Annotated in this window: 28 protein-coding genes and 1 pseudogene; 9 read left to right on the forward strand and 20 right to left on the reverse strand. The window is 57.6% G+C overall.

The genetic code is table 11. The annotated features are described in order from the left end of the window. Positions 1 to 296: 296 nt before the first annotated feature. Both H6B31_RS06225 and H6B31_RS06230 read right to left on the reverse strand, forming a co-directional pair. On the reverse strand, positions 297 to 1,016 hold the full coding sequence (locus tag H6B31_RS06225) for a zf-HC2 domain-containing protein (protein WP_204897759.1): 720 nt from the start codon (positions 1,014 to 1,016) through the stop codon (positions 297 to 299). Further along, positions 1,013 to 1,507 carry an RNA polymerase sigma factor gene (locus H6B31_RS06230; RefSeq protein ID WP_243418882.1) on the reverse strand — a complete coding sequence of 165 codons (495 nt, stop codon included), beginning with the start codon at positions 1,505 to 1,507 and terminating at the stop codon, positions 1,013 to 1,015. The genes H6B31_RS06225 and H6B31_RS06230 overlap by 4 nt, the downstream gene beginning before the upstream one ends. Positions 1,508 to 1,742: 235 nt before the next feature. Here H6B31_RS06230 and H6B31_RS06235 point away from each other — a divergent pair, with 235 nt between their 5' ends. Continuing rightward, on the forward strand, positions 1,743 to 1,889 hold the full coding sequence (locus H6B31_RS06235) for a hypothetical protein (protein WP_204897761.1): 147 nt from the start codon (positions 1,743 to 1,745) through the stop codon (positions 1,887 to 1,889). Between the two features lie 66 nt (positions 1,890 to 1,955). Further along, entirely contained in the window at positions 1,956 to 3,473 is a 1,518-nt protein-coding gene (locus H6B31_RS06240; RefSeq protein ID WP_204897762.1) for a recombinase family protein, read from the forward strand. Between the two features lie 1,879 nt (positions 3,474 to 5,352). Here the strand turns inward: H6B31_RS06240 and cas6e are convergent. Genes cas6e through cas3 form a run of 6 tightly spaced genes read right to left on the reverse strand, consistent with a single transcriptional unit; the run spans position 5,353 to position 12,351 of the window. Continuing rightward, positions 5,353 to 5,967, reverse strand: coding sequence for a type I-E CRISPR-associated protein Cas6/Cse3/CasE (gene cas6e, locus H6B31_RS06245; protein ID WP_204897763.1), 615 nt, complete (start codon positions 5,965 to 5,967; stop codon positions 5,353 to 5,355). Continuing rightward, positions 5,948 to 6,643 (reverse strand): type I-E CRISPR-associated protein Cas5/CasD, encoded by a 696-nt coding sequence (gene cas5e, locus H6B31_RS06250; RefSeq protein WP_204897764.1) that lies wholly within the window; start codon positions 6,641 to 6,643, stop codon positions 5,948 to 5,950. Before cas5e ends, cas6e begins: the two co-directional genes overlap by 20 nt. 10 nt (positions 6,644 to 6,653) lie before the next feature. Next, positions 6,654 to 7,796 carry a type I-E CRISPR-associated protein Cas7/Cse4/CasC gene (cas7e, locus tag H6B31_RS06255; protein WP_204897765.1) on the reverse strand — a complete coding sequence of 381 codons (1,143 nt, stop codon included), beginning with the start codon at positions 7,794 to 7,796 and terminating at the stop codon, positions 6,654 to 6,656. A gap of 3 nt (positions 7,797 to 7,799) precedes the next feature. Continuing rightward, a complete protein-coding gene (casB, locus tag H6B31_RS06260; RefSeq protein WP_204897766.1) occupies positions 7,800 to 8,321 on the reverse strand; it encodes a type I-E CRISPR-associated protein Cse2/CasB in 522 nt (173 codons plus the stop codon). After that, positions 8,318 to 9,763, reverse strand: a complete 1,446-nt coding sequence (casA, locus tag H6B31_RS06265; protein ID WP_204897767.1) for a type I-E CRISPR-associated protein Cse1/CasA — start codon at positions 9,761 to 9,763, stop codon at positions 8,318 to 8,320. Before casA ends, casB begins: the two co-directional genes overlap by 4 nt. Continuing rightward, the gene (gene cas3, locus H6B31_RS06270) at positions 9,760 to 12,351 is read right to left on the reverse strand and encodes a CRISPR-associated helicase Cas3' (protein WP_204897768.1); all 2,592 of its coding nucleotides are present in this window, start codon (positions 12,349 to 12,351) and stop codon (positions 9,760 to 9,762) included. The genes casA and cas3 overlap by 4 nt, the downstream gene beginning before the upstream one ends. Before the next feature lie 162 nt (positions 12,352 to 12,513). On the opposite strand from cas3, the pseudogene H6B31_RS06275 reads away from it, so the two are divergent. From H6B31_RS06275 to H6B31_RS06290, 4 genes and pseudogenes are all read left to right on the forward strand, one after another. Then, a pseudogene (locus tag H6B31_RS06275) lies at positions 12,514 to 12,756 on the forward strand (manganese catalase family protein); the annotation flags it as partial. Positions 12,757 to 13,042: 286 nt separating this feature from the next. Continuing rightward, positions 13,043 to 13,621: a hypothetical protein gene (locus H6B31_RS06280; protein WP_204897769.1), complete on the forward strand. Its 579-nt coding sequence runs from the start codon at positions 13,043 to 13,045 to the stop codon at positions 13,619 to 13,621. Continuing rightward, complete coding sequence (locus tag H6B31_RS06285) at positions 13,609 to 14,418, forward strand: hypothetical protein (RefSeq protein ID WP_204897770.1); 810 nt, start codon at positions 13,609 to 13,611, stop codon at positions 14,416 to 14,418. Before H6B31_RS06280 ends, H6B31_RS06285 begins: the two co-directional genes overlap by 13 nt. 13 nt (positions 14,419 to 14,431) lie before the next feature. Then, a complete protein-coding gene (locus H6B31_RS06290; RefSeq protein ID WP_204897771.1) occupies positions 14,432 to 14,686 on the forward strand; it encodes a hypothetical protein in 255 nt (84 codons plus the stop codon). A 22-nt stretch (positions 14,687 to 14,708) separates the two neighbouring features. On the opposite strand, the gene H6B31_RS06295 is transcribed toward H6B31_RS06290, so the two are convergent. The 6 genes from H6B31_RS06295 to H6B31_RS06320 all read right to left on the reverse strand — a co-directional run bounded on the left by H6B31_RS06295 (position 14,709) and on the right by H6B31_RS06320 (position 19,022). Next, a complete protein-coding gene (locus H6B31_RS06295; protein ID WP_204897772.1) occupies positions 14,709 to 15,338 on the reverse strand; it encodes a GyrI-like domain-containing protein in 630 nt (209 codons plus the stop codon). Positions 15,339 to 15,340: 2 nt separating this feature from the next. Continuing rightward, on the reverse strand, positions 15,341 to 15,664 hold the full coding sequence (locus H6B31_RS06300) for a TfoX/Sxy family protein (RefSeq protein WP_204897773.1): 324 nt from the start codon (positions 15,662 to 15,664) through the stop codon (positions 15,341 to 15,343). Beyond that, the gene (locus H6B31_RS06305; RefSeq protein ID WP_204897774.1) at positions 15,651 to 16,577 is read right to left on the reverse strand and encodes a helix-turn-helix transcriptional regulator; all 927 of its coding nucleotides are present in this window, start codon (positions 16,575 to 16,577) and stop codon (positions 15,651 to 15,653) included. The genes H6B31_RS06300 and H6B31_RS06305 overlap by 14 nt, the downstream gene beginning before the upstream one ends. A 209-nt stretch (positions 16,578 to 16,786) precedes the next feature. After that, a complete protein-coding gene (locus H6B31_RS06310) occupies positions 16,787 to 18,490 on the reverse strand; it encodes an ABC-ATPase domain-containing protein (protein WP_204897775.1) in 1,704 nt (567 codons plus the stop codon). Positions 18,491 to 18,592: 102 nt separating this feature from the next. Continuing rightward, positions 18,593 to 18,838 carry a helix-turn-helix domain-containing protein gene (locus H6B31_RS06315; RefSeq protein WP_207752267.1) on the reverse strand — a complete coding sequence of 82 codons (246 nt, stop codon included), beginning with the start codon at positions 18,836 to 18,838 and terminating at the stop codon, positions 18,593 to 18,595. Further along, on the reverse strand, positions 18,828 to 19,022 hold the full coding sequence (locus H6B31_RS06320) for a helix-turn-helix domain-containing protein (protein ID WP_204897777.1): 195 nt from the start codon (positions 19,020 to 19,022) through the stop codon (positions 18,828 to 18,830). Before H6B31_RS06320 ends, H6B31_RS06315 begins: the two co-directional genes overlap by 11 nt. A gap of 123 nt (positions 19,023 to 19,145) precedes the next feature. Here H6B31_RS06320 and H6B31_RS06325 point away from each other — a divergent pair, with 123 nt between their 5' ends. Further along, positions 19,146 to 19,406 (forward strand): hypothetical protein, encoded by a 261-nt coding sequence (locus tag H6B31_RS06325; protein WP_204897778.1) that lies wholly within the window; start codon positions 19,146 to 19,148, stop codon positions 19,404 to 19,406. Here H6B31_RS06325 and H6B31_RS06330 read toward each other — a convergent pair. The 4 genes from H6B31_RS06330 to H6B31_RS06345 form a co-directional block, all read right to left on the reverse strand. Next, positions 19,375 to 19,911 (reverse strand): GNAT family N-acetyltransferase, encoded by a 537-nt coding sequence (locus tag H6B31_RS06330; protein WP_204897779.1) that lies wholly within the window; start codon positions 19,909 to 19,911, stop codon positions 19,375 to 19,377. The genes H6B31_RS06325 and H6B31_RS06330 overlap by 32 nt on opposite strands. Before the next feature lie 47 nt (positions 19,912 to 19,958). Continuing rightward, positions 19,959 to 21,248 (reverse strand): GTPase HflX, encoded by a 1,290-nt coding sequence (hflX, locus tag H6B31_RS06335; RefSeq protein ID WP_204897780.1) that lies wholly within the window; start codon positions 21,246 to 21,248, stop codon positions 19,959 to 19,961. Between the two features lie 309 nt (positions 21,249 to 21,557). Further along, entirely contained in the window at positions 21,558 to 22,421 is an 864-nt protein-coding gene (locus H6B31_RS06340) for a TIM barrel protein (protein WP_204897781.1), read from the reverse strand. Then, a complete protein-coding gene (locus H6B31_RS06345; protein WP_346014042.1) occupies positions 22,418 to 22,924 on the reverse strand; it encodes a YqeG family HAD IIIA-type phosphatase in 507 nt (168 codons plus the stop codon). The genes H6B31_RS06340 and H6B31_RS06345 overlap by 4 nt, the downstream gene beginning before the upstream one ends. 147 nt (positions 22,925 to 23,071) lie before the next feature. Between H6B31_RS06345 and H6B31_RS06350 the strand changes: the two genes are divergently transcribed. Next, complete coding sequence (locus H6B31_RS06350; protein ID WP_243418883.1) at positions 23,072 to 23,869, forward strand: glycoside hydrolase family 18 protein; 798 nt, start codon at positions 23,072 to 23,074, stop codon at positions 23,867 to 23,869. Positions 23,870 to 23,931: 62 nt separating this feature from the next. Beyond that, positions 23,932 to 24,231 carry a Dabb family protein gene (locus H6B31_RS06355; RefSeq protein WP_204897784.1) on the forward strand — a complete coding sequence of 100 codons (300 nt, stop codon included), beginning with the start codon at positions 23,932 to 23,934 and terminating at the stop codon, positions 24,229 to 24,231. Positions 24,232 to 24,291: 60 nt separating this feature from the next. Here the strand turns inward: H6B31_RS06355 and H6B31_RS06360 are convergent, their stop codons facing one another. Continuing rightward, positions 24,292 to 24,864 carry a biotin transporter BioY gene (locus H6B31_RS06360; protein ID WP_204897785.1) on the reverse strand — a complete coding sequence of 191 codons (573 nt, stop codon included), beginning with the start codon at positions 24,862 to 24,864 and terminating at the stop codon, positions 24,292 to 24,294. 35 nt (positions 24,865 to 24,899) lie between these two features. Further along, complete coding sequence (gene bioB / locus H6B31_RS06365) at positions 24,900 to 25,850, reverse strand: biotin synthase BioB (RefSeq protein ID WP_204897786.1); 951 nt, start codon at positions 25,848 to 25,850, stop codon at positions 24,900 to 24,902. Positions 25,851 to 25,880: the final 30 nt, after the last annotated feature.

Genomic DNA, 25,880 nt, shown 5'->3' on the forward strand with positions numbered 1-25,880 from the left:
AAATACATAATCCGTGTGCCACTAGGGTATGCCCTATTGGTACACGGATTTGGTTTATCCAGGCAGAATCAACAGGCCGCCGCTGGTGTTCAGGAACTGCTCCGGACGGCTGCATTGCCTTTAAACCGTGTTCAATTTCCCTTACACAGGGTCCTTTTCCTGGCTCCACCACTGGAATTTTCATGCGCTTTTCCTCACCATAATACTCTGCCATAAGGAATTACACCATTTATGCCATTCAAACCCTACAACTCTACCAGATGCTAATATCTGGTACATAGTTTTTCCTCTCATGTTTATGGATGCTCCTTTATGCTGGTAACAATCCATTTACCCGCATTATCTTTCTCAACTGTCCATAGCGAGGGAATGTTTTTACTGCCGCTGACAACTTGCCCCTCACTGTTGATCACCTCATAGGAATAATACACCCAAAGGTATCCCTCTGTGTCATCAAGGTGTGCAGACCAAAGTTCAAGAGAGTGATTGACAAAGGATACATCATTCCAATAGTCAGTATCGGTTGCATATCTTGAAAGCACGCCATACAGTTCTTCATTTTCTGCACTGTTATGTTCGCAATCGTGAAACGCCGCGTCCGCTTGCCGGAGTATGGATTGTGCTTCTGCGCGATCAGCCCCGCTGCCGATATACGCCAATTTTGCAATTTCACTGCTGCTAAAATATGAAGTGCCGCCAACTTCAATAATCCGATAAATCGGGAAATAATGTATAAACACCACTGCTGCCAACAAACAAACTGCTGTTATAGAAATTGCAATCCATTTTTTCTTTCGGATTTTCTTTTTAATTGTGACCAACGCATTCGCGTCATTTTTATTCTGCGATGCAGCAGCTTCATCAATTTGTTTTCCTGCTTTCAACGCTTCAAGTTCAGAGGCACATTCAGCACAAGTTTTTAGGTGTTCCCTTACAAATGCCGCCGTTTCCTCCCTTACCATATTTTCAAAGTACAGTGGCAGCACATCGCGAACAATACTACACTCATTCTTCACGACTGATTTCCTCCAAATCTATGTTGCATCATTTTTCTTGCTCGGTGGTAGGTAACACAAGCCCAATTATCGGTTTTATTATAAAGCTCACCTATTGCCTTGAACGATAGCTCCCCAAATACCCGCCACATGAAAACTTCTTTATACGGGTCAGGTAATTCATGCAAAATCTTTCGTATTTGTTTGGCTTCTTCCTGTGCTCCAATCAGTTCTTCAACGAAAGCGTCTGGGGCAATCATATTTTGCAGCTCAGCTTCATCAACGCTCGTTGTTCTTTCATTCTTTTTTTGATATGAGTAATATGTATTTTTTGCAATTTGGCAAAGCCAAACACGTATATCACATTCTCCCCGAAAGTCATCTATGGACTTCATGGCTTTGAAAAAAGTGTCGCTCGTAATTTCTTCTGCAATATGTTCATTGCCCGAAAGCTGTCGGATATACTGATACACCGATTTAAAATAAGTCTGGTAAATCGCGTCAAACTCCATTACACTACCACCTCCTTTCATTGATAAGACCGCATAAAGCCAAAAATCTTACAATCTTCTTAATACAAATTATAGCATCTCAACATAGTCCATAACAACTTCCTCTGGGAATACTCACTGCACAGCAATGCCGCGTGCATTCCCCACTTGCGGGAATCATACGCAACAAGGAGTGAAATGAACTCATAATGGGAAATAGCAAACATAAAATGACTTAGAAAGGAGCACACCCTTTATGAATCGACTTCCTCCTACCCCATCCTGCCGGAGCGTATTCCGGAAATCCGAGACTCCCCTGACGGCGGAGCGGTACACCAAGATCTGGATCCAGCTGATCAACCAGATGGAGCGCTCCAGCTCCATTGCAGCAGGGCTCCAGTAACAGCCACAAAAGCGGTCTCCTGACGAGCATTGTCAGGGGGCCGCATTTTTATAGGAGCGATGTCCAATGTCCAAAGCCGCAATCTACTGCCGCCTATCGGAAGAAGACCGGAATAAGGCCTCCGCCGAGGACGACAGTACCAGCATACAAAACCAGAAGTCCATGCTTCTGCAGTACGCCATACAGCAGAGCTGGGAAGTATTTCACATTTACAGCGACGATGACTACACAGGTTCTGACCGAAACCGCCCGGAGTTTCGCCGCCTCTTAGCGGATGCTCAGGCCCATAAATTTGATATCGTCCTCTGCAAAACTCAGTCCCGCTTTACCCGTGAGCTGGAACTGGTAGAAAAGTACATACACGGGCTTTTCCCGCTGTGGGGAATCCGTTTCGTCAGCATTGTGGACAATGCGGATACCGACAACAAGGGCAACAAAAAATCCCGCCAGATCAACGGCCTGGTAAACGAATGGTATCTGGAGGACATGTCCGACAATATTCGCAGCGTCCTCACCAATCGCCGGGAACAGGGCTTTCATATTGGCGCCTTCGCCCTCTACGGATACCAGAAGGACCCTGCTCAGAAGGGCCATCTGATCATTGACCCAGAGGCCGCCGCAGTCGTGCGCCGGGTCTTTACCTTGTTTTCACAAGGATACGGAAAAACGGCCATCGCCCGAATTCTGAATGAGGATGGGATTCCCAATCCCACCGAGTATAAGCGCCGGAAAGGATTGCGGTACCAATCTCCCCCTGGAAAGACAGGAACACTGTGGAAATACCCCGCCATCTCTCACATGCTGACCAATGAGATCTACATTGGCAACATGGTCCAGGGGCGGTACGGCAGTGTATCTTATAAAAGCAAACAGAACAAGCCCCGCCCCAAAGATCAGTGGATCCGGGTCGAACACACTCACGAGGCAATCATCGACCAGGACCTCTGGGATCGGGTCCACGCATTGATACAAGAAAAGGTAAAGCCCTTTACAGGCGGTTCGATTGGGCTCTTTGCCAAAAAGGTTCGCTGCGCCAATTGCGGATACACTATGCGCTCCACGAAAAACCGCGGGCGGCACTATCTACAGTGCTCCAACCGCCGAGTTTCGAAAGAGGCCTGTACCGGCGCATTTATTTCCGTAGAAAAGCTGGAACGCATTGTGGTCCAGGAGCTGAACCGGCTCTCCGCGCAGTATTTGGATCAAGATGAGCTGGAACAAAACCTTGCGTTTTCCAGCTCTCTCCTGGCTCAAAAACAGAAGGTGCTGGATCAGCTCTCTAAATATCAGGCGCAGCAGGAGGAGTTCCAAACGGGCCTGCGAGAGCTCTATCTGGATAAGGTACGGGGAATTCTGTCCGAGGCGGATTTTCTCAGTCTCTCCCAGGACTTCTCCAAGGAAAAGGAGCTTATCGAGGGGAAAATCACGGAAACCAACCGTCGGCTGGAAGAACTGGACGCCCGAATTGCCGCCGGGGACAACCGCCGGGAACTGGTCCAGCGTTACGCCAATCTGGAGCACCTGACCCGTGAAATGGTGGAAGCCCTCATTGACTATATTTTAGTGGGGAAACGTCGGCAGTGATCCGCTGGTTGAAATACATTGGTGAGTTGGAATTTTTAAATTAGAGATAAATATTTGCCTAGGAAAAGAAAATCATGTTTCTTTTCCTAGACTTTTAATCAAACGATTTTTTCGTTTCGGGGGCGGACCGCATAACAATGCTTATCCACCCTTTAGGGAATTCCTGTAAGTTCTTCAACAATATTCCCCCTGCATTGAAAAGTCTTCAGTTTCCAGACCACGGATAGAAATGCCCACTCCCCACGCATGTGGGGTTTACTAGTCCCCGGTAGCAATGCGAGCGCAGAACTTCGGTCCACCCCCACACATGTGGGGTTTACTCCTCCATGTTGCAGTCACGGGCGGCGTTCTGCGGTCCACCCCCACGCGCGTAGGGTTTACCGACCCGGACGGCCTACAATGACAGCGGCGACCGATTTATTCCCACGTGCGTGGGGTTTACATGTTCTTGTCCACCGGCTTTCCGCCCTTTGCCGATTCATCCCCACGTGCGTGGGGTTTACGTACCGGCAGACGCTGGGCCACAAACCCCTGATCGGTCTATCCCCACGTGCGTAGGGTTTGCAAGGACAGCATTTGCGACAACAAGCCCTTGGCGGCCCATCTCCACATACGTGGGGTTTGCTTGCCAAGAATGTCCGCCAACCGGGACAGATCCGGTCCATCCCCACGCACGTGGGGTTTACTCATCAAAGTCGGTGTTGGTGTCGCTGGCCTCCGGTCCATCCCCACGTACGTAAGGTTTACCACCTCCGGCAAGGGAATCTACGGCGTTAAGTTCGGTCCACCCCCCACCTGCGTGTGGTTTACTACAAGCGGTCTTGGCGCATCCTCCAGCGTCGCGGTTCATCCTCACGCGTGTGGGGTTTACTCTCGGACGTCGGTGGTGATATAGTCCACCACTGGTCCACCCCCACGTGTGTGGGGTTTACAGGAGCTTCTTGGTGAGGTTAACCCGCCGTCGCGGTCCATCCCCACATACGTGGGGTTTACGAGGGATTCAAGCTAGACGACACCCCCCACTACGGTTCATCCCCACGTGCGTGGGGTTTACAAGGAAATCGCACCAACCTTCAAAAATCGCGGTCGGTCCATCCCCACGCGCGTAGGGTTTGCCCGCTCATGGGGGAGTGGCTCTCTCGATCGTACGGTCCATTCCCACGCATGTGGGGTTTACCGCCAGATTAAGACTGTGGTGGACAATGTGGTCGGTCCATCCCCACGTACGTGGAGTTTACGCTTGTACAGCTGCTCCATCCTCCATCACCCCCGGTCCATCCCCACGTATGTGGGGTTTACGTACGCCGCTTTTTCGATTGGGACGGCAACAACGGTCTATCCCCACATGCGTGGGGTTTACTGTCTCAATGTAGCGCGAACCACCACGAGCACTCCGGTCCATCCCCACGTGCGTGGGGTTTACTGGTGGCCCCGGTTCGGGGTGACCATGGACGACGGTCCATCCCCACGTGCGTGGGGTTTACCGATCTCAACATAGTACATCATCCAACGACATCCGGTCCATCCCCACGTGCGTGGGGTTTACCCCGACCAGCAGACAGATAGTGTTAAACCGTTCGGTCCATCCCCACGTGCGTGGGGTTTACGCAATGGACAGCAACGCCGGACGCTTGAGGCCCGGTCCATCCCCACGTGCGTGGGGTTTACCTGGCGAGATGCGCTCGCAGTATGCTCAGTCTCGGTCCATCCCCACGTGCGTGGGGTTTACGATGGTCTGGATGTCCGCCGGACTATACTGGGCCGGTCCATCCCCACGTGCGTGGGGTTTACACTGAAATAAAATCAAAAATTTCACGTGTAAGCATTAAAACAGCACTTTTACCAGCCGAAAAATTCAAAATTTTATTTCTAGTAAAAATCAAGGGCTCAGCAGCAGCATTCCTAGACCATACGATTTTCCGGGACCAATCCCCTCCCGGACTGCATTTTGAAATTGCACTGCATCTGTAATCTGGAGCGTTCCCTGGTAGTGATATTGATCCAGATACATCTGGCCGCCCCGCGCTGGAACATGCCGGCCAGTCAGCTGGCTGCCCTCCAACTCCTGACAACTCAGTAGCCGAAACCCATTCTGCTCTCCTTTCCTGGTTAGCCATGTACAGCGTTCTTCCAAAGTCCTGAGAATCCGTCGCTGGCTGTTTTTCCCGTTCTTCTGCGCCACCTTTTTTGTGGGCGATGCCAGTAGGTCAAATCTCCAGATCTGCCCCTCCTGCATGGCATTCAGCCAGGGCGTCAGGTCTCGCTCCCCAGAAAAATGCATACCCGGCAACAGGCGTTCCCGATTCACCGGCCGATTGGAATAGAGATAGATTGCCAGTGCGTACCTGTCCTCACGGACCCGATAGATTACACCCGAACTTTTCCGATCGCTCTCAAAAAGCCCCATAATCATTTGATGAAGCTGCTGGCAGTCGCCCAACGCCTGCCGGATTCCACGCTGCTGAGGAATCAAGTCAATTTTCGTCAGATACATCTTGTCCCTCCCTGGTGATAACCCCCCGATAGACTGTCCGAAGGCCAAACTCTCGTCCCCCTGAGAGTCTTTCGTCAGGCCGGGTAAAACTTCCCGCCCCGTCTCTGGGAATCTCACATTCATAGTACAACGCCTGCGGAGTGGATTTGTCCCCCTTCCGCATACAGACCGGGTAGCGCTGGATCGCATCCAATAAGTCGGAGTATGCCTCTGTCACTCCTTCAAACACAGGGCGGGATGGGACGCAGCTCTTTCGTCCCAGGTAGATGGGCCACACCGGCTGCTTCAGAGCCGCTGTCACCCGCTCCCGCCAATCATCCGGCAGATCCAGCACCACCAAAAAACTGGCGTCCTGGAGATACCAGCGAGGTGAGATGACCGTATTGCTTGACCGGGGTTTTCCCTCCGCGTTATAAAGCGGATACCCCTGAACCGTGTGGAAATCCAGCACACGGATCCCGGGGCGATCCGCCCGCACCGCCATATGCAGTACTGCGGACAGGGCTGCGATCTCCGGATCTCCCCGCTCCAATCCCATAGCGCACGACAGAAGACCTACTACGCCGGATTTGCTTGGAAAATCCCCACTGTCCCGGATGTCCCATTTAGAGTGGTCCCCCCAGGACTGCAGCGCCCCTTCCAGCCGCAGGATCAGCAAAGTTTTCTTTTCTTCCATCACATTCGCCTCACGCCAGAGCAGCAGCCGCCTGTTCGATCAATTCCGGCAGGGTCTTGCACACCGTAGTCTCACATTCTGGTACGATAGAGCATGCTGTGGGACAGAACCACAGCCGTTGTTTCACGTTTAATCCAAAACTGTTCTGTATCGTGTCGACTTGACTAGCCAGCGCCTGAACACTGCCCTTCACCAAATCGTAGTCATTGGCCAGCTCCGGTTTAATCGGCCGCACAAAGGCGTTGACCATACTGACCGGCACCTTCTCCTCCTTGCATTCCACAAGGATCGCACTGGGAAGCACGTTTCCAGCAAAGCTGTTCTGTTTCCCGGATGGGTTGGTCAACGCCATAGTACGGATCAACGCAGGGATGGCCGCTTTCACCAACTGCTCTGCATCCGGCGTATCCTTCAGGTTTTTCATCAAAATATCCGTATCCAGAGAGGCATAGATGTAGTAGCATGCGGAGTTGTAATCGGTATCCCCGATCATGGCGGACCCTTTTTCCTCTATCACCTCCCCGGAGAGCAGATCATCCATGGCGGTGAAATAGTCGGATTCCATGTTCATCTTATTGGTAGAGATCGCGTGGGCCACCTGCATGGCGGCTTCCACATCCCGGAACGCATTGGAAGTCACCATTCTCCCAAAGAGTGCCATGTCCAGTGTGACAGGGCGGCTCTCCGCTCCCTTTACCGCCTCCTGCAGCTCCTTTGCCTTCAATGCCTTGACCTCTTTCAGGGATGGACAATCCTTGAGCTCTTCATAAATAGCTTCCGCCACCGCCTGGATATCTTCCGGCGCATAGAACACAATCTGTGCGGTGTAGCTGCCATCCTTATTCTCTGCGCCGTCTTTGTTTCCAAATCCACTGATTTTGGGGAATACAGTGTCAATATACTCTTGACTGACCCCCATCTCCGCCAGCTTCTCTGCCACCAGTTGGGGCAGCTTACGGGTTCGAATGCCCAGATGTTCCGCTCCGATGGCCTGAGAGAACAGCGGCGAACGCCTCCAGCTCCGCTTCAAGCACTGGCTGGACACACGGCCCCGGGTCGTTCCGCCAAACATACAGGACTTGGGAGCGCCAGACTCATCCCGGTTCAGATTGACTGGAGGATAGTTCTTGAGCATATGGATTTCGTATAACATGGATCATTCTCCTTTCAATTCTTCTTGCTGCTCTTCAGGCTTGATATAAAGGGCGCGAGCCCACTTCCGCTGCACGCTCTGTTTTTCACCGTTCCAATAGAACAGATCCTCCAGCAAATGCTGACAGTCCACTGCATATCCTTTCGATCTCACAAACCGGATCAGTCTGGACAGCTTTTTGAGCATAAATCCATCCTCGTCCCACTGGAGATCCAGAAGCATTTCCAATCGGTGGCCGGTGCTCTCGGACATCTCTTTATCCCGACCAAGTTGATAGAAGATCTGCTCCAAAGGCTGGCGGCGTTTCTCATCTGTATCCCAGAGACAGTACAGACAAGCTGCCGCAAATGCTCGCTCCTCCTGCCACTGCGGTATGGAGAAAGGCAGGCACTGAAAGAAAACACGCATGGCCTGTCCATCCGCCTGACTCAGCATGGTCCCAGCTTCCCGCTTCAGAGACGCACGCTCTCCTCTCGGCAAGGTATCTAGCCGCTGGAAGAAACTGCTCCAATCCACTTCCTTCATATCTTCATCCCCTTCTTGATTGCCGCGATTTCTTTTCCAAGCACTTTTTGCTGATAATCCATAACCTGGAGCATAGCTCTTCCACGCAGGGTCAGCTGCTCCAAGGTCCAATCTACACATTCCGCTGCTGTCCTGCATTGCCAGTTGATGGCCTCTGTCAGATTGGCAGCATAATCAAATCCAGGCTGTGCCAACGCATCAAACTGGCTCCACAATATCTGCTCGCAAACCGCGTAGTACCTCTGTCTGGCCTGAACACGGCTCTCCTCCGGGATCTCCTCCAGAGTCAGTGCTTTATAAAGCGCCCGGCCCAACCGCTCCGCTTGCGCGACAAACTCGGTAATAAAGTGCAACGCGTTCTCATTTCCCAGCAACTTTTTGGGAATTTGAAGGTCGTGCCTCTGTGCCCTCATATAGTTTGCCTGATTGGTCTGAACTCCGTAAATCACAAGAGTCATCGGACTATCCGAGGTATCCAATTTTTCATACTGCGCTATGATCTGGGGAGCACGCTTTCCTTTCGTGTCAATCAGATCCGTTAGGTTGCGCCAGATCGCTTCATCCGCAGATGGCTTCCAGTTAAATCGTCCCTTTGCATTGTATCGGTATGTAACATGCGGGTCTGTCCAAGAATCTGTCACTTCGAAGTTCATTCCTTGGCTGAAATATACGTTTTCAACGTATTCACCAGACTCATCTGAAATTAGATGGATCCGCCTTGCTGGGAAAAACATACCAAACAGCCATGATGTCCTCGCCACTTTTTGTTTGGATACCACTTCATCCGGATTACGCCACAAGACCGGAGGCCGATCAAGGGGCAGATCAATTCGATCCACCTCGATCATACCAAACACTAAAGTCTGAAACAGGTTCTTTCCCCGGATCAGTGTAAACCATGGCGGAGCGCCGTTCACATTAGAGGGATACCCCTGCGCCCCTGCGGTACAAAAAATCTGTGCAGCCAACATCATCCGCAGCGCTTTGCCGGGCGTGTAAGTGATCTTCTCCCGCTTGTGATCGAAATGGATGTGGTTGTTTCCATTTGGGATAGAGTAATCCAATGTGGAGACCGGTTTTGGATCTCGATCCCAATCTGCACGATATTGGGTCTGTAAAAATGGCCGCTCTGAATCGAAGAGGTCAAAGCTCACCCCCTCCTGTTCACACTGGCGCACATAGCGCTGGATAGTATCCCGATCAAATTGCCCCTCATCCAATAACTCCTCCAATACTTCCTCGTCCTCTGGTCGAAGCATGTCCATGAGAAACACGATCAGAAAGCGGTAAACACTGTACTCTACCATAGGAGATGGATCCTGAATTTCGCTGAGCAGGTGGGCCCTCTCCAGTGTTTCCAGCAAGCTAAGCTCTTTCATGCTTCCGTCCAACTCTTTTACCGGAATCCACAGCTGCGTTAAAATCTGAAACGACGCTTTCACACACCTCGCCCCTTCTCAAAAAATATACCCAACTCTTTGTCTGCAACGACTTGGGTTCCATCAGCTTGAGCATACCGCATATTTCCATTTTCATCTACTGCGGCAGGATAAATTTCGATTCCCTCCAGCAGTCTTCTGCCGAAGAGCACATCTTCCCTTCCGTGCCGCAGAAGTTTTGCCCGAACAGAGACACTGGCCTTCAGGATCTCCCGCGCCTCTTCTCTGGTCACATCTGACAGACACAGTCGGTCTCCACAATGCCGACTTTTGCTGCGTAAAGATCCAAACCGCTCCGGCGGCAAAAGTACAATACGTACGGTCGGTTCACCCAAGCGCGTCTTGGCCGAGAGGTAGCTGCTGCTTTCCAGATCGTCAAACTGAATCCGTTCAGCTTCTTTGATCGGGGTGTATCCCTTTTCAGGGGCATTGATCAGATAACCTCCGCCGGCCGCCGCTTGAACCTGATCTTCCATTAGGTGATCTATCCAGAGATCCAATTCCTCCGGTGGAGCCGCTTCTGGGCTGTAGCCTTGCTCCACCAATGTGGGCAGATCCTCTGGAATCCGTATTTCACTGCGTTCTTCCAACAGATGAATACTCTGCTTCAGAAGACACTCTGGGTAAATATAGCCGTCCGCCTCAATTTTTCCTGTCTCATCAGGAATCAGCACATAGAACCGTGGGGCAGCAAGATGAGGCGGCCGGGGCGTATCTTCATGGCGAAACTCCCGTCCAAGGCGCTGGAGCAGAAGGTCAATTGGCGCGATCGAAGTCATCATAACGTCAAAATCCACATCCAGAGACTGCTCCACCACCTGAGTGGCCACTAGAATAGCCTTCTGCGGGCGAGCTGCCTTTTCTTTTCCAAAGAGACGGATACAGCGCTGTTCGATTTGATCCCGCTGTCCAATCGGAAAACGCGCATGGAATAAAAGCAATTCTCCATCAAATTCTTTGGTTTTGAGCGCTTGGTAGGTCTCCTGGGCTTGCTGGACAGTATTGAGCAAAATACAGAGGCATCCACCGTCTTTCACCAGTCCCATCGCCTTCTCGGCAATCTGTTCCGCATGATGCAGCACCGGGCAAAGCTCGACGGATACTGTCTGTCGTTTTTCCGTCCGGCTGATCGGCCGCACGATTACATTCCCTGACTCTGTTACAGCAGTAATCGAAGGATAGCATGGCTGGATTGGATGATCGGTATAGGCAGACAACATTTGCGCCTTTTTCTCCGGCGGAAGCGTGGCAGACAACAGGACCACAGGGATCTCCAGGGCTTTACACCATTCTAGCAGCCGATGGAGGATCTCACTCATATAGACATCGTAGGAGTGGAGCTCATCGATCACCAAAGTTTTCTCTGCCAATCCCAGCAGCCGTAAAACGCCGTATTTCACCAGCAAGACAGACATCATTGCCTGATCCACCGTGCCAACCGCATAGGAACTCAATAACCCTCGACGCACTGGAAGAAGCCAGCTTGAGGCATAGCGCTCCTCCTCTGTCTCGAATTTAGGCCAGGATTGGGTATTGTCTCCGTCAACCAGCCAGGCCATACTGTGAAGGAGACGGACTGAGTCTGGAAACTGATGCAGCTTTAATAAAGTCCGCATACGTCCAACCATCTGATTGGAGGTAGCTGCTGTAGGCAAACCAACATAGAAACCACTTTTCCCCCACTGTTTGGCCATTCGAATCCCTGCATAGATTCCGGCCTCCGTTTTTCCCTCCCCCATAGGTGCCTCCAACAGTACCACAGAAATGCGCTCCTGTGCCTGTTGAAAAAGGGCCTCAGTTTCTGATTGCAAGCCCCGCATTCCATCTCTTGGAATATTGGGCCACACATCATGAAATTCATTTCCAAAGTCTGCGGCCTGCGATGTCAGTCCGCTCAGCATCAAAAATTTTTCCGCAAGACATTTCGCGTGCTCCTCCCCATCCGGCTGATTGATCCAGAGTTCTGCTTGGGCAAAATAGTTACTGGATGCAATCCAGTCCGACAGGATCACAATTCCAAGCAGCAGCGCACCTACACTTCCTCTGTTTTCTTTCCCAAGAGGGGGTAAAAATAATTCCTCAGAGCGTAAAAATCGAAGCCGCATCCGGTGCTCGAATTCTTCCTGAAGATGATTCCAAAAGAGATCTTGCCGGTCCCCTTCCGTTCCGCTTTTCCCTTGGTGATGCACTTCCAGAATATCCGCATAGAATTTAGCTGCGCTTTGATTCGAGGCTTCCTTCCAGAGGCGTTCCCGCAGACAACGCCAGGTAGTTTTCTCATGACGGATCTGGTTTAAAGCAGGAAAGTCTGGTCTTACACCCTCTTTATCCATACTTTCCTTCATAGGCAACCAGCGATATTGAAATTGCCCTTCTATCTTACCCACATCATGGAGGGATGCAAGGTATCCAATCCAGTTTGTAAATTCCTCTGCAGTGCACGACAATGCCGTCAACAATTTATTTCGTACGCCTGCGACAATCATCTTATGGACGATGACTTGTGCGACGATCCCAGAAATGAGGGAATGGGTCAGAATGGATTGAAAAGGTTCTGTCTTCGCCCATATCTGTTGTAAACCAATGCTCATAGGAATACCTCCTCTCACTTATATTGAAATCATTTTACATTCAAATCTGTCCAATAAATGAGACTCAGGAAAATTTTTTATTTCTGTGATTTTAAGAAAACATTATTTGAACGCTGTTTGTACAATAAAGATTACTGCCTCTAAGAAAGTTATCCTTACGCCATCGCAGCAGAACAGAAAGCCCGCCTCACCTATGACAACATTCTGCGCCTTTCCGACGACCCGGACGTAAACAACGTCATCCGCTTCCTGCGGGAGCGGGAGATCGTGCACTTCCAGCGGTTTGGCGAGTGTCTGCGGCTTTGCAAGGAAAAGATGGACGCGAAAAACATCTACCTCACCAACCCTGCTTTTGACAAGCAGGCCGCCGTACAGCCCCAGCCCAGGAACATGGCCCACGGCTGAGCTACGCTTCACCGCCCAGCAAACATACGGCCCGGACCAAACACAATGCGGTCCGGACCGTATGTTCTATGAGCTCAGACCTCCTCCCTGTCCGCCGGCCTCTTCAACGGGCAGCTCGATTGATGGAAAAAGGACGCGCCTGGAGCATAGCCCAGACGAGCCCTCGTTTTCTCTATGAAATCTTAAAAAATACTTAAATATAGTTTTATGGTAATTTCTCTGCGGTCTGGTATACTGTGGCCCATATCAGAAAAACCCAGACCGCTATATAACAGGAGGTATGCCCATGGGGTGCAGCACCAGCGTCTATCTGCAGATCCGGGACTGGAACTACTGGTGGAACGTCTATCAGTTCGGCGGAGCAGAGCCCTCCGTCCCACAGGGAGCGGAATTCAGCCTTACCTTTGACCAGGACGGGGAGGAGTTTTATTTTGCCTTTGACTTCTACAACCTGTCTGCTCTCCGGCAGTTCTGCTCAGACGAGTCGGAGGCGTTTGTGGAGCCGGACCACCCGGACCGCCCCCTGTTTCTGGACCTGGCGGAACAGCTCTCCGTCGGAAAGCGGGATTATTTCATCGGCGCCCTCTACTATGAGAAGCCAGTTCCCAGCCTGGCCCTATGCAATCGTCCACTCTCTGAGAAGGAGACGCTGTTCGACCGGAAATCTCTGCTGGCCGCGCCCTATTACGCGGTGGTCTTTCTGCGGGAGGACCGCCCCCTCACGCCGGAGGTCCTCATCTCCTGGGTGGAGCGGCTGGCTCCCTCCCTATTGGGAAAAACGCTCTCCTGCCGCCTGGGCTGGTCTCCCTCCCGGGAGACGGCCCTGAAGCGCTATCAAGAGGAGGGTTCCCCTTGGAGCACATAATTTCCATTCCCATCACCCCACCGGATCAGGACGCGCTGGTCCCCCAGGTGGGCTTCGCTCTGGAACAGCTGAGAGAGCTGGACTCCCGAAAAAAGCATCCCAAGCTCTGGGCCCTGTCGGACAAGCTCTGTCCACCCAGATATTCTCCCTATACGACAATCCAAAAGCGCCGGAGGCACAACCGCATTCTGGGCCTGCTGAACTGGGCGCTGGGGGCCTTTGGCACACTGATTGTACTGATGCCCTCGGAGATGCCCTTCTCTGTCACCGCCGCGGCCTCCATCTGCCTGGGGGGTGGGGTCGCGTTTCTGTGGCGGTACTGGCGGACTGTGCTGGGAGTGCTCAGCCTGCTCCAGGCGTCCTTTCTCTGCTTTCTCAGTCTGGGCAGCCCCGAGGAGCTGCGGGACCTGATGCACTTCGGGCTTTTCTGCGCCGCCCTGGGAATCGCCGCGCTGGCCACCCGCAAGCAAGGCGGCCGCTCTCCCTATGATCCGGCGGCCCGAAACCTGCTCCGGAAGCAGCAATTCGGTCATGGTTCCACCCCGGTTCAGGCCGTCTTTTCTCCCTCTGGCCTGTCACTCCACTTTGACCAGGGGCCTGAGCCCATCCAGAAGCTCTCCTACGACTGCTTCGAGTGCGTCATTGAGACCCAGGATCTGCTCCTGCCGGTCCGTGACGGCCGTGTCATTATCCTGCAAAAAAAGGACCTGCCCGCCGGGGCTCTCCCGGAACTGCGGGAGAGCCTGCGGGAGCAGGTCCTCTACATGACCGTGGTCCCATCCGCCGCGCACCGATAGCCGGGGGACGCCCATGGAACAAATCACTATTACACTGCCCCTGCCGGAGGCCTGTACTCTGCTGGAGTGGCTCTATCAGCGGAACAGCCGGGAGGATCTGCCGGAGCGCTGTTTCTCCCACTTTGGGGAAAAGGCCGCACTCTGGAGTCTGGAGTGCCTGCTGGAGGCCGCCCTGACCGCCGAAGCAGGCACTCACCGCCCTCAGCCGGACCGGCCGGGTCCTGACGTTGGATTAACGGCCGAAAGCCACGGAAACTCTCCCATTTGACCGCCGGGATCAGCCCCGCGTTTCACCGTTTCACCGGCTGCCGGATCACCGTTTTCAGCCGCTCCGGCCTGCACCGCCGCACATCACTGAGGTAGATCTCGTGGTGGCGGCGGTGTTCGCTCTGGTCTATAGCGTACCCCTGTTCCTCCGCACAGCGCTCCATGGCCCGGATGGTCTCCCCCTCCCCGTCGTAGGGGCCCAGGTGCATGCACTGGACGCACAGCCCGTCCTCATAGGAGAAAAACTCCACTCCGGAGCAGTCCAGCCCCTTTTTCTGCTCCGCCTCCCGGACGGCCCAGTGGAACGCCTCCCGGGTGACAAACTGGGGCAGGCGGATCATGGAGATCCAATGGAACCGCTCCTTGTGGGCAAAGTCGATGGCTCCGCCCCCTTCCATCCACCACAGGCCCTCCAGGGGCGGCACCACATAGTCAAAGTAGCCCTCCAGCTTATGCTTGCCCAGCTTGCTCATTTTAATGGTGTAGGCCACGGCGTACAGCTGGCCGATGGCCGACTTGTAGGCTCCGCCCTCCTGGTTGGGGTCCCCCTGGCCCCGCACGGCGAGAAAGTCCATGGCGGGGACCTCCACAATCTGGGGCGTCTTAGGGGGCAAGTAAAACTCCTTGTACTCCTTTTTATAGTCAAACGGCATAGTCATTTCCTCCTTTTCCCGACTGATTGGGCCCGCAGGGCCTCACAGGTCACTTGAACCAGCCTGGTAAGCCCCTCCCGGTCGTCCACATCCTCCGCCAGCAGGTAATCTTTCGCCCCCTCATAGGGCGGTGCCTTGGGCAGCCGGGGGAAGGCGGCCTCCCCCTGAAAGGTGGGCTTCACAAACAGCTGGTCGTCACAGATCACGGCAAAGAAAACCCCGCCGCAGTATAGGCCGTACTCCCCGAACATGGGTCTGGCACGGACGTCTCCCGCCTCCCGCAGCTGTTCCGTGATAAACTCCACAAATTCTCTATGGGACGCCATGGGTTTCCCCTCCTCCGTATCGCTCGGCCAGCCACTCCCCCACCTGCCGCAGGTCCTCCCGCAGCTCCGCTGGCTCTAAAAGCTCCGCCCTGTCCCCGAAGGTGAGCAGCCAGGGCAGCACGCTGTCCCGGTCGGGAAAGCCCCAGGTAAACCGCAGCCGTCCATCCGGCTCCAGCCGAAAACTGTCCGCCCCATACTCCTCCACCAGCCGCCACTTACAGGAGGGGTCGAAGAGGGCCGTCACCTGGAACGCGGCGGGAAAGACCCGCTCCGGCTCCAGGTCAGGCAGGGGGGCCGTCCGGGGCTGAAAGGGCTCCCCGAGCGTCAGACCGGTCATGCGGTTTAGCTTGAACAGGCGGAAGTCCCCCCGGTCCCGGCACCAGGCCCACACATACCAGGCGGACCAGCGGAACACCAGGTAATAGGGCTCCGCCTCCCGCTCCGATTCCCCCTTGGGGGCGTGGTAGGTAAACCGAATTGTGCGGTGGTCTCCCAGGGCGGTGCGGATGATCTCAATCTTGGGGGCCAGGGCGGTCCGGTACCAGGAGGACAGGTCAATGAGGGTGTCCGCCCCCTCGGGGATCAGCGTCCCCGCCCCGGCGGACAGCTTCTCCATGAGTTGGGCATATCGGCAGGTGCCGCTGACGCTGTCCAGGCTCCGCAGGCCCGCCAGGATGTCCTGCATCTCCGGCCCGGTGAGAACGGTGCGGTCCACCCGGTAGCCCTCCAGAATGGAGATCCCGCCTCCCGCCCCCTGGACGGTGACCAGGGGAATCCCCGCCCGGCACAGGGCCTCCACGTCCCGCTGGATGGTCCGGCGGGACACCTCGAACCGCTCCGCCAGCTCCGGCGCGGTGACCCGCTCCCGCTGGAGCAGGATGGACAGAATGCCGATGAGCCGGTCCAGCTTCATGGCGCTCCCTCCCCTCTTGAATTGAGCCCATTATACCACAGGAACCGGACAGCAGTCTGTCCGGTTCCCTGGGCCGCTCTGAATTTTTTCATGGACGGCAAAAGACCTGGCGCGGGCACGCTCCGCAGCCAGGTCTTTCCTCTTTCCAATACGGTCCCACGCTTTGGCGCTTACCGCTGAGCTGTTCTATCCTGAAAAGGAATTTCCCCTTACAGCTCCAGCCCCCGATAACGGTTGAAACAGGCGAAAATCTCCTGCCGCCTTGGCCGGGCCAGGAAGGGCACGCCGGAGCGCCCCTCGCACAGGCCTTCCAGCCCCTGCCGGTCCAGCACCGCCTCCAGCTCGTCCACCACCTGGCGCAGGTCCCGTTTCCCGTCCAGGAGGCGCCGCTGGGCGTACACTATACACTCCCCCAGGGCGGCGGTCTGCTCGCCGTCCGCCAGCTGCTCCACATGGCGCAGGTCGATAGTCTCCCGGTCGATGGAGACCCCGTCTCGGCCCAAGGATTTGAGCTTGATCCGGCCCCCATCCCCGAATTTCCGGGAGGCCCTGGGGCATCGGTCAAAGCTGGGGGCAGCCGCCGGCTCCAGCCCTTCGGTATGGAGGGGAAAGGCCGCCGCCTCCCGCTTGGCCAGGGCGGTGACGTCCCGGGGCTCGTACCGGTCCATCTGGATCACCCGGTCGGCCGCGTGAAAATAGGCGCCGGAGCTCCCCGCCACCAGGACGGTGGACACCCCCCAGCGGTCATACAGCTCCCGGACCCGCTCCAGAAAGGGGGTGATGGGCTCCATGTCCCGATGAATCACCCGCTGCATCAGCTCGTCCCGGACCATGAAGTTGGTGGCGCTGGTGTCCTCGTCGATGAGCAGCAGGGAGGTCCCCGCCTCCAGGCTCTCCACCACGTTGGCCGCCTGGGAGGTGCTGCCGCTGGCGTCCTCCGTCTCAAAGGACACGGTGTCCTTCCCGTTGGGCAGGCCGTTGATGAACATGGAGATGTCGGTGCGCCGGATGCTCCGGCCGTCCTCCGCCCGGATTTTCACCGCGGTGCGGTCGGTGATGACATACTCCCGCCCATCCCCCGCCACGTGGTCATAGACCCCCAGCTCCAGGGCCTTCAGCAGGGTGGACTTCCCGTGGTAGCCGCCCCCCACGATCAGGGTGATTCCCCTAGGAATCCCCATGCCGGTGATCTTCCCCCGATTGGGCAGGTCCAGAGTCACCGCCAGCTCCCGGGGGGCGCGGAAGGGCACCGCCCCCTTCATGGGCCGGGAGGACACCCCAGACTCCCGGGGCAGGATGCTGCCGTCCGCCACAAAGGCGCACAGACCCAGCTCCGGGAGTTTTTGGCGGATATACTGCTGGTCGTCGGCCAACTGGGCCACCGCCCGCAGCCGCCGGCTGTCCAGGCCGGAGCAGCACAAGGTCTCCTGCACGCACCGGGGCAGGAAGTCAAACAAAATCTTCTCCAGCTCCCGGGCGTTGATGGTCCGCCCGTTGGCCGGGAAGCCCACCTCCAGGCGCAGCAGCACATCCCCCCGCTCCGGGTCCAGACGGCAGGCGGTGCGCTCCAGCACCTCCGGCCCACAGCGGCTGACCGAGATCAGGCCGCTCTGGCCCGACCCCTTGGCCTGGAAGGAGAACTGGGCCGCCCGGCGGCCAAACTGGCGGGTCAGCTCGTCCTGGAGGGCCAGACGGCGGCACCGGGTCTCATACAGGGCCCGGGGAAAGCCCGCCGTCTTTCCGCTCACATGGATGCTGAGCTTGGAGGGGGCGGCAAAGGGGTCCCCCTGGACATGGTCGATGGACAGTACATACCCCGGGAACTGGTACGCCCCCCGGGTGTCTTTATAGGCCGGATAGCCCCGCCGGTCGATCCGGGCCAGTAAATTTTTCAAATCAGCAGACGTCTGCATGATCTTGGTTCCTCCGCTTTCATGTGATTTCGTAAATCGGTCCTGAGCGGGATAGCCGGAGAGGGCTCCCCTGTTCAGGACCGATTGCGTTCATTCCAAAACCTATCCGGGACGCCTCTCTCTGGTGCGGCCTGTCAGGTAATCCAGGGTCGTCCCATAATAATCGGCCAGCGCCATTAAACAGCGCACGGGAATCTCCCGTTTCCCGGTCTCATAATTGCTGTACACCCGCTGGTCAATCCCAAGAATGGCCGCAATTTCTCTCTGGGTCTTATCCGCGTCCTGCCGCAAGTCGCGAAGCCGCGGAAAATACACCGCACCACCCGCATTCAAATCGTCAGTCCTCATCGGGAAACAGCTGAATGTCCAGCGCCTCGCAGAGAATAAAAAATTGCTCCAAGGACGGATTTTTTCTGCCCCGCTCTATTTCACTTAAAAAAGTCTGTGTAATTCCTAACTGCTTTGCCAGCTGATTTTGGCTTAACCCTTTCATTTCTCGATGCCGCTTTAAAATCGCTCTATAGTCTTTCATTGAAATCACCATCCATATTTATTATAGCTGTCAGCTATTTATTTGAAAATTAGAGCTTACAGCTCTTGACTAAAATAGAGCTAATGGCTATAATAGCCATTAGCTCTATTCGAGGTGATATATATGGATGATTTCTCTATGGACTGGGATCAGGAGATTCAGGACATGGTGGACGACCTTCTTCTGGACGCCCTGGTTCTGGAGCTGTGCCGCCTGGCCGCGGCTCGGGCCCCCTCCTCCCTCACACGCTTTCCCGGGGAGTGCCTGCCCGAACTGATCTCCCGCTGTGGGGATCACCTGTCCCAGCACGCCTTTGGCCTGCATGTGTGGAGCCGGGAGCTGTCCGCCCCCGTCAGAGGCGGCTCTCCCACATCTCCCGGGTGAGAACATAGAATTTTGTGAGCTTTTCCTGCCCGGTGGGCTCGTCCACCACGGTCTCCTCCATCTGGAAGGAGAAGCCGCTCTTTTCAATGACCCGCTGGGACTGGGGGTTGTCCGCGTAGTGGCTGCACCACACGGCGGCCAGCCCCATCTCCTCAAAGGCGTACCGCAGCAGCTCCGAGACCGCCTCGGGCATGAGGCCCTGCCCCCAGAACGCCGGGCTCAGGGCATAGCCCAGCTCGTCGTTCTTCTGGGGGAACTCCTCCCGGGTCTTTCCGGTGTACCCCGCCGATCCGATCACCTTCCCGGAGGCCCGGTCCACCACCGCAAAGGTGTTGGGGGCGGCAAATACGGTTCGGATGATCTCCAAACTCTCCGCCTGGCTTTTATGGGGCGGCCACCCGGCGGGCAGGCCCACCTTTGGGTCCTTGGCGTACTCATACAAATCCGCCGTGTCTCCCTCCGTAAAAGGGCGGAGGAGCAGCCGCTTTGTCTCCAACTGCGTCATGTTTGCTTCATCCCCCGTCTCATTCTGCATTCTGCCTTCTGCATTCCCTAATCCTCCCAGGGCTCCTTGTGGGGCTGCCACCCCTCCACCAGGGGGCCCAGCTGCCCGATGGTCTTGGGGGTGCACACGGCCACCACGTCGATGGTCTCGCCGTAGTCCACCTTCTCCACCTTGGCCTCCTGATAGAGCCGCTCCACCAGGCCGCCCTTGTCGTAGGGCAGGTGGATGGTCACCCGCTTGGCCCCGGTGTCCAGCCGCTCCCCGATGGCGGCCAGCAGACGGTCGATCCCCTCCCCGGTCTTGGCGGAGATGGACACGATGTTCTCCCCGTGGGGCCGGATCTCTCCGGTCCACAGGTCGCACTTGTTAAAGATCTCAATGCGCGGGGTCTTCTCCGCCCCCAGCTCCAGAATCAGCTGGTCCACCACCGCCGCCTGCTCCCGCCACTCCGGGTTGGAGGCGTCGATGACGTGGAGGAGCAGGTCGGCAAAAGACAGTTCCTCCAGGGTGGCCTTGAAGGCCTCCACCAGGTGGTGGGGCAGCTTGCGGATAAATCCCACCGTGTCGGACAGGAGCACCGTGCAGGTGTCGGAGATCTCCAGGGTCCGGGTGGTGGTGTCCAGGGTGTCGAACAGACGGTTGTTGGCGGGGATGGCCGCCCCGGTGAGCTTGTTGAGCAGGGTGGACTTGCCCGCGTTGGTGTAGCCCACAATGGCCACCACCGGCACCTCGTTCTTGATGCGCCGCTCCCGCTGGGTGGCCCGCACCCGGCGGACCTCCTTCAGCTCGGACTCCAGCTTGGCAATTTTCCGGTGGATGTGCCGCCGGTCGCTCTCCAGCTGGGTCTCGCCGGGGCCGCGGGTGCCGATGGCGCCCTCCTGGCGCTCCAGGTGGGTCCACATGCCCAGCAGGCGGGGGAGCAGATACTTGTACTGGGCCAGCTCCACCTGGAGGCGGCCCTCCCGGGTCCGCGCCCGCTGGGCGAAGATGTCCAGAATCAGGGCGGAGCGGTCCAGCACCTGGACCTTCAGCTCCTCCCCCAGCACCCGCTGCTGGGAGGGGGACAGGCTGTTGTCAAAGATCACCATGTCCGCGTCCATGGCCCGGACCAGCTCCCGGACCTCCGCCACCTTGCCCTCGCCGATGAAGGTGCGGGGGTCGGGGGCGTCCTTCTGCTGGAGCACCGTGCCCACGCACTCGCCTCCCGCCGTTTTCAGCAGGTCGGAGAGCTCCTCCATGGACTCCTCGGTTGCGTTCTCCTCTCTCTCCAGGCGGTAGGCCCACAGGCCCACCAGCACCGCCCGGTTCTTGGGTTTTTGTGTATTGGTCTCGGTCATAAAACCTCCAAAAGCATCAAAATGGAATCCGCGGGGCAGGTCTGTCACCTCAACTGTGCCCCGCTGGGAAAGGCTGTAATCACTGCCCGGCTAAAAAGCCCTGATAAATTTTCTTCATCTCCAGCGCGTCCTCCACCTGGGTCCCCGCGCTTCTCCCATTCGATGTTCCATCGAATGGGGACCCTTGTTTTTTTTAATGCTCGGCGGAAATCAATTCCGCCTGTGCCAAGATTTTTGCTGCGCAAAAATGCTTGTACGGCGCAAACGCGCCGCCCCATCTGCGATGGGGCCCCCTGCGAAAGCGCCCGGCTACTGCTCCGGTAAAAATCCTTGATAAATGTTCTTCATCTCCAGCGCATCCTCCGCTTGGGTTCCAGCAGATTCGCAGATGAATGTAGGCGACCAGTTCCGCCGGGCGATCTCTTGGGCCAGGGGCGTCCAGTCGGGCCCAAAGCCCCCGTCGTCGGCGAAGGTGCGGTGGCACTTCTCGCCCCCCTTGGGGGTGAACTCGATGTGGGAGAAGTGGCTGTGGAAGCGGCCGGCCCGGTCCGGGCCCAGCACCTCCTCCACCCGGTCCAGCATCCGCTCAAAAACCTCCGGGCCGTCGTCCGCCCCCAGGGAGCGGGCGTACAGGTGGCCGAAGTCGATGCAGGGGAGCAGCCGCTCGTCCAGGGTGCACAGCTCCAGCACCTCGTCCAGGTCCCCCAGCTGATTGATCTTGCCCATGGTCTCCGGGCACAGGGCGATGTGGGCAAACCCCTGGCCGTCACAGGCCCGGATCACCTGGGGCAGGGTTTTGAGGGCGATCTCCTGGGCCTCCCGCCGGGTGCGCTTCATCAGGGCCCCGGAGTGGATGACCACCCGCTCCGCCCCCATCCAGGAAGCCGCCTGACAGGCGGCGGTGACGTACCCGATGGTCTTTTGGACGGCCTCCGGGTCGGGGTTGGCCAGGTTGATGAAGTAGGGGGCGTGGAGGGACAGGGAGATCCCCGCCGCCCGGGCGTTCTCCCCCAGCTTCCGGCAGGTCTCCTCCCCCACGTGGACCCCCTTGCCGCACTGGTACTCATAGCAGTCCAGGCCAAACTCCGCGATCCACTTGGGGGCGGCCAGGGAGGATTTGTGGATTTTGGAAAAGCTCTCCGAGTTGCCCGCCGGGCCGAACTTTGCACTCATAAGAACCTCCTTCTCCGCCCCAGGAGGCGGAAGGGGGTTTCCACAGCATAGCGGAGATACCGGCCCGGGTTGCCCGCCAGGCGGATGGGCTCCACCAGCAGAGGGACCACCCCGGCGTTGTTGGCCCCTAAAATATCGGTAAAGATCTGATCCCCAACCATGGCGGTCTCCCGGGGCCCCCGGCCCATGCGCTCCATGGCCCGGAGGTAGCCCGCCTTCTTCGGCTTGCCCGAGTGCCCCTGGAAGGGGACGCCCAGGGCCTCGGCGTACTTCTGGACCCGGCCGGGCTTGCGGCTGTTGGACAGGATAAAGAGCTGGATTCCCTCCCGCTCCAGGGCCTCCTTCCAGGCCGCTACCTCCGGGTCGGGCTCCAGCACCTTGTAGGGGGCCAGGGTGTTGTCCAGATCGGCCAGCACCAGGGTGATCCCCTTGGCCCGGAGGGCCTTGGGGTCCAGAGCGGTGACCGAGGGGTACACGCCCTGGGGAATGGGTGAAATGGGCACAGATGTGTCCTCCTTAGTCTGTTCTAAAGGGCCGCCTCCCCGCATACAGTGGGAGAGACAAGCCCGGGAGCGGGCTGCTGCCGCTCCCTGTCTCTTGCAAGTATAGCACGGGAGAAAAATTTGGACAAGGGGGAAGCTGTCATGTCAATGGAATCCATCCTCGTAACCGTCTCACCTGACCGCCTCCGGGAAGTGCAGGACCTCCCGGTGACGCCGGTCCATATGGCCTACCGCATGGGAAAGGGGCCCCATCTGTTCCGGATCAGCGGAAGCGCCGCCCCCAGGGGCGGATTCATGTTTCTGGACTGCCGGAGCTTTGACGGCCTGGGCCCCACCCCGCCCTTCTGCCAGGAGGTTTTGCGGGAGTGCATGGCTCGGGGCTTCACCGGGGTGGTGTGTGACTTTGAGGCCGGCCGCCTCCCGCCCCTGGAGCAGGTGGTGCAGGAGCTGGGAAACCAGTGCTTCCGCCGCAGCTGGACCCTCCTGGTCCCGGAGCAGTACGGACACTGCTCCCCCCACGCCCAGGTGTGCATCTCCTCCGCCCTGTCCGGGGGCACTCTGGTCCAGCGCCTGCGGGAGGCCCAGGAGCGCTTCGGCCGGGACCGGGTGGTGCTGGCCCTCCAGCGGGTGGCGGAGGACTTCTTCCTCCCCTCCCCCACAGGAAGCGGCACCCCTCTCACCCAGGAGGAGCTGCGGGAGCGCATCCAGCAGCGGCAGCCCTCCATCTTCTTCTCCCATGAGCTGTGCGCCCGGTACTTCACCTATATGAGCCGGGAGAGCGGGGCCCACTTCGTCCTCTACGACGACGCCTCCACTCTGGCCAAAAAGCTCCAGGTGGCCCGCAGCCTGGACATCCGCACCGTCCTGGCCGCCTGGCCGGAGATTGCCGACGCGGCGGAGGAGCTGGGACTGCGCCGCACCGCCTCCAACCGGGGCCTCCGTTGACGGGAGGCGAAAAAGCGGATACAATAGGGGCACCCAGTTTTATTTTTAAGGAGGAACCCCCTATGGTCCGTCACATTGTCTCTTGGAACTTCAAGCCCGAGCTCACCCCGGAGGAGCGCCGGGAGGCCGGAGCCCTTCTGGTCGCCCGTGTCAACGCCCTGAAGGAGCTCATCCCCTTCGCCCTGGAGGTGAAGGCCTTCTGCCCCCCTCTGGACAGCAGCAGCTGTGATTTCGTCCTCTACTCCGAGGTGCCCCAGGCCTCCGACCTGCCCCTCTATCAGAACCACCCCGAGCACCAGGCGGTGCTCCCCCTGATCCGGCAGTACCTGTGCGACCGCCGGTGCTGTGACATCGAGGGGTAAGCCTTATACACGTGAAAATCCTCCGCGCCAGCGGCGCGGAGGATTTTTTATGGTCGTGCGTCACATGCGCTCCGGGTACAGCCCGGCCTGCACCAGACGGCAGCGGATCATGGGGCCCACCCACATGGCAAGGAGCATCTTCACCAGATCCCCCGGAATAAAGGGGATCACGCACAGGCTCAAGGCGGCCATGGGAGTGCTGTCCATCACGAAACAAAACCAGGCGGTGCCGAAGGCGTAGCACACGGCGGTGCCCACGATCATCCCCGCCAGCTGGAGCCCCCGGTTCCGGTACCGGTCGATCACCAGCCCCGCGATCACCGCCATGGGGATAAAGCCCACGATGTAGCCCCCGGTGGCTCCGGCCAGCTTGCCCAGTCCCCCGGTAAAGCCGGAAAATACCGGGACGCCCACCGCGCCGATGAGCACATAGACCAGATAGCTCACCGTCCCCCGCTTCCACCCCAGCAGGTAGAGGGACAGGTAGATGGTCAGATTGGTGAAGGAAATGGGCACCGGCCCGATGGGGATGGCCATGGGGGCGACCACACAGGTCACCGCCGCCATCAGGGCGGTCATGGCCATGCGGTAGGTCTTGCCCCGGCGGGCGGCGTGGGTCACTTCTTGGTTCATGGGAGTGCTCCTTTCTTGGGTCGCGGCGTCTGTTCTCATATCTCATAGCCCAGTTGGGCCAGCATGGCCCGGTCACCGGCAATGCCGGTTCCGGTGGTGGTGAGCATGTCCCCGGTGATGGCCGCGTTGGCCCCGCACCGGAACAGCTTCCTTCCTCCGTCGGCGAAGCGCCGCCGCCCCGCCGCCATGCGAATCCAGGAGGTGGGATTCAGCAGGCGGAAGATGGCCACCGAGCGGAACACGTCCCCCTCCGTCAGGGGCTCCGCCTCCTCCAGCGGGGTCCCGGGGATGGGGGTGAGCAGGTTCAGGGGGATGGAGACCACCCCCAGCTCCGACAGGTCCAGGGCCATGTCGAGCCGGTCCTCCCAGGTCTCCCCCATGCCCAGGATGCCGCCGGAGCACACCTCCAGCCCGGCGGCCTGGGCCCGGCGGATGTTCTCCAGCTTGTCCTCATAGGTGTGGGTGGTGCAGATGTTGGGGAAATTCCGGCGGGAGGTCTCCAGATTGGCGTGGTACCGGGTTACGCCGGCCTCCCGCATGGCCTGGAACTCCTCGACGCTCTGGAGCCCGTGGGAGGCGCACAGGGCAAGGCCGGTCTCCTCCCCCAGACGGCGGTAGGCCTCCAGGGCGTGGTCCAGCTCCCGGCCGTGGAGGCCCCGGCCCGCGGTGACGATGGAGTACCGGTGGACCCCCGCGGCCTCGTTCCGCTTTCCCTCCTCCACGATCTCCTGGACGGGGAGAAAGGGGTACTCCTCCGCCCCGGTGTGGTAGTGGCAGGACTGAGCGCAGAACCGGCAGTCCTCACTGCACTTTCCGCTGCGGCCGTTGACGATGGTGCACAGCTCCCCTCGGTCCCCGCACAGGGTCCGGCGTACCTGATCCGCCGCCCGGCACAGTTCCTCCAGGTCTGTCTCCAACAGCACGCCCAGGTCGTCCCGCCGCCTCAGGCGCGCCCCGCTGATGATCTGTTCCGCCAATGATTCCATGGCCGCCCCTCCGTTCGTAAACCTTTCTTC

Origin of the sequence: Pseudoflavonifractor capillosus (assembly GCF_016899775.1) — a bacterium.
Taxonomy (GTDB): Bacteria; Bacillota; Clostridia; order Oscillospirales; family Oscillospiraceae; genus Lawsonibacter.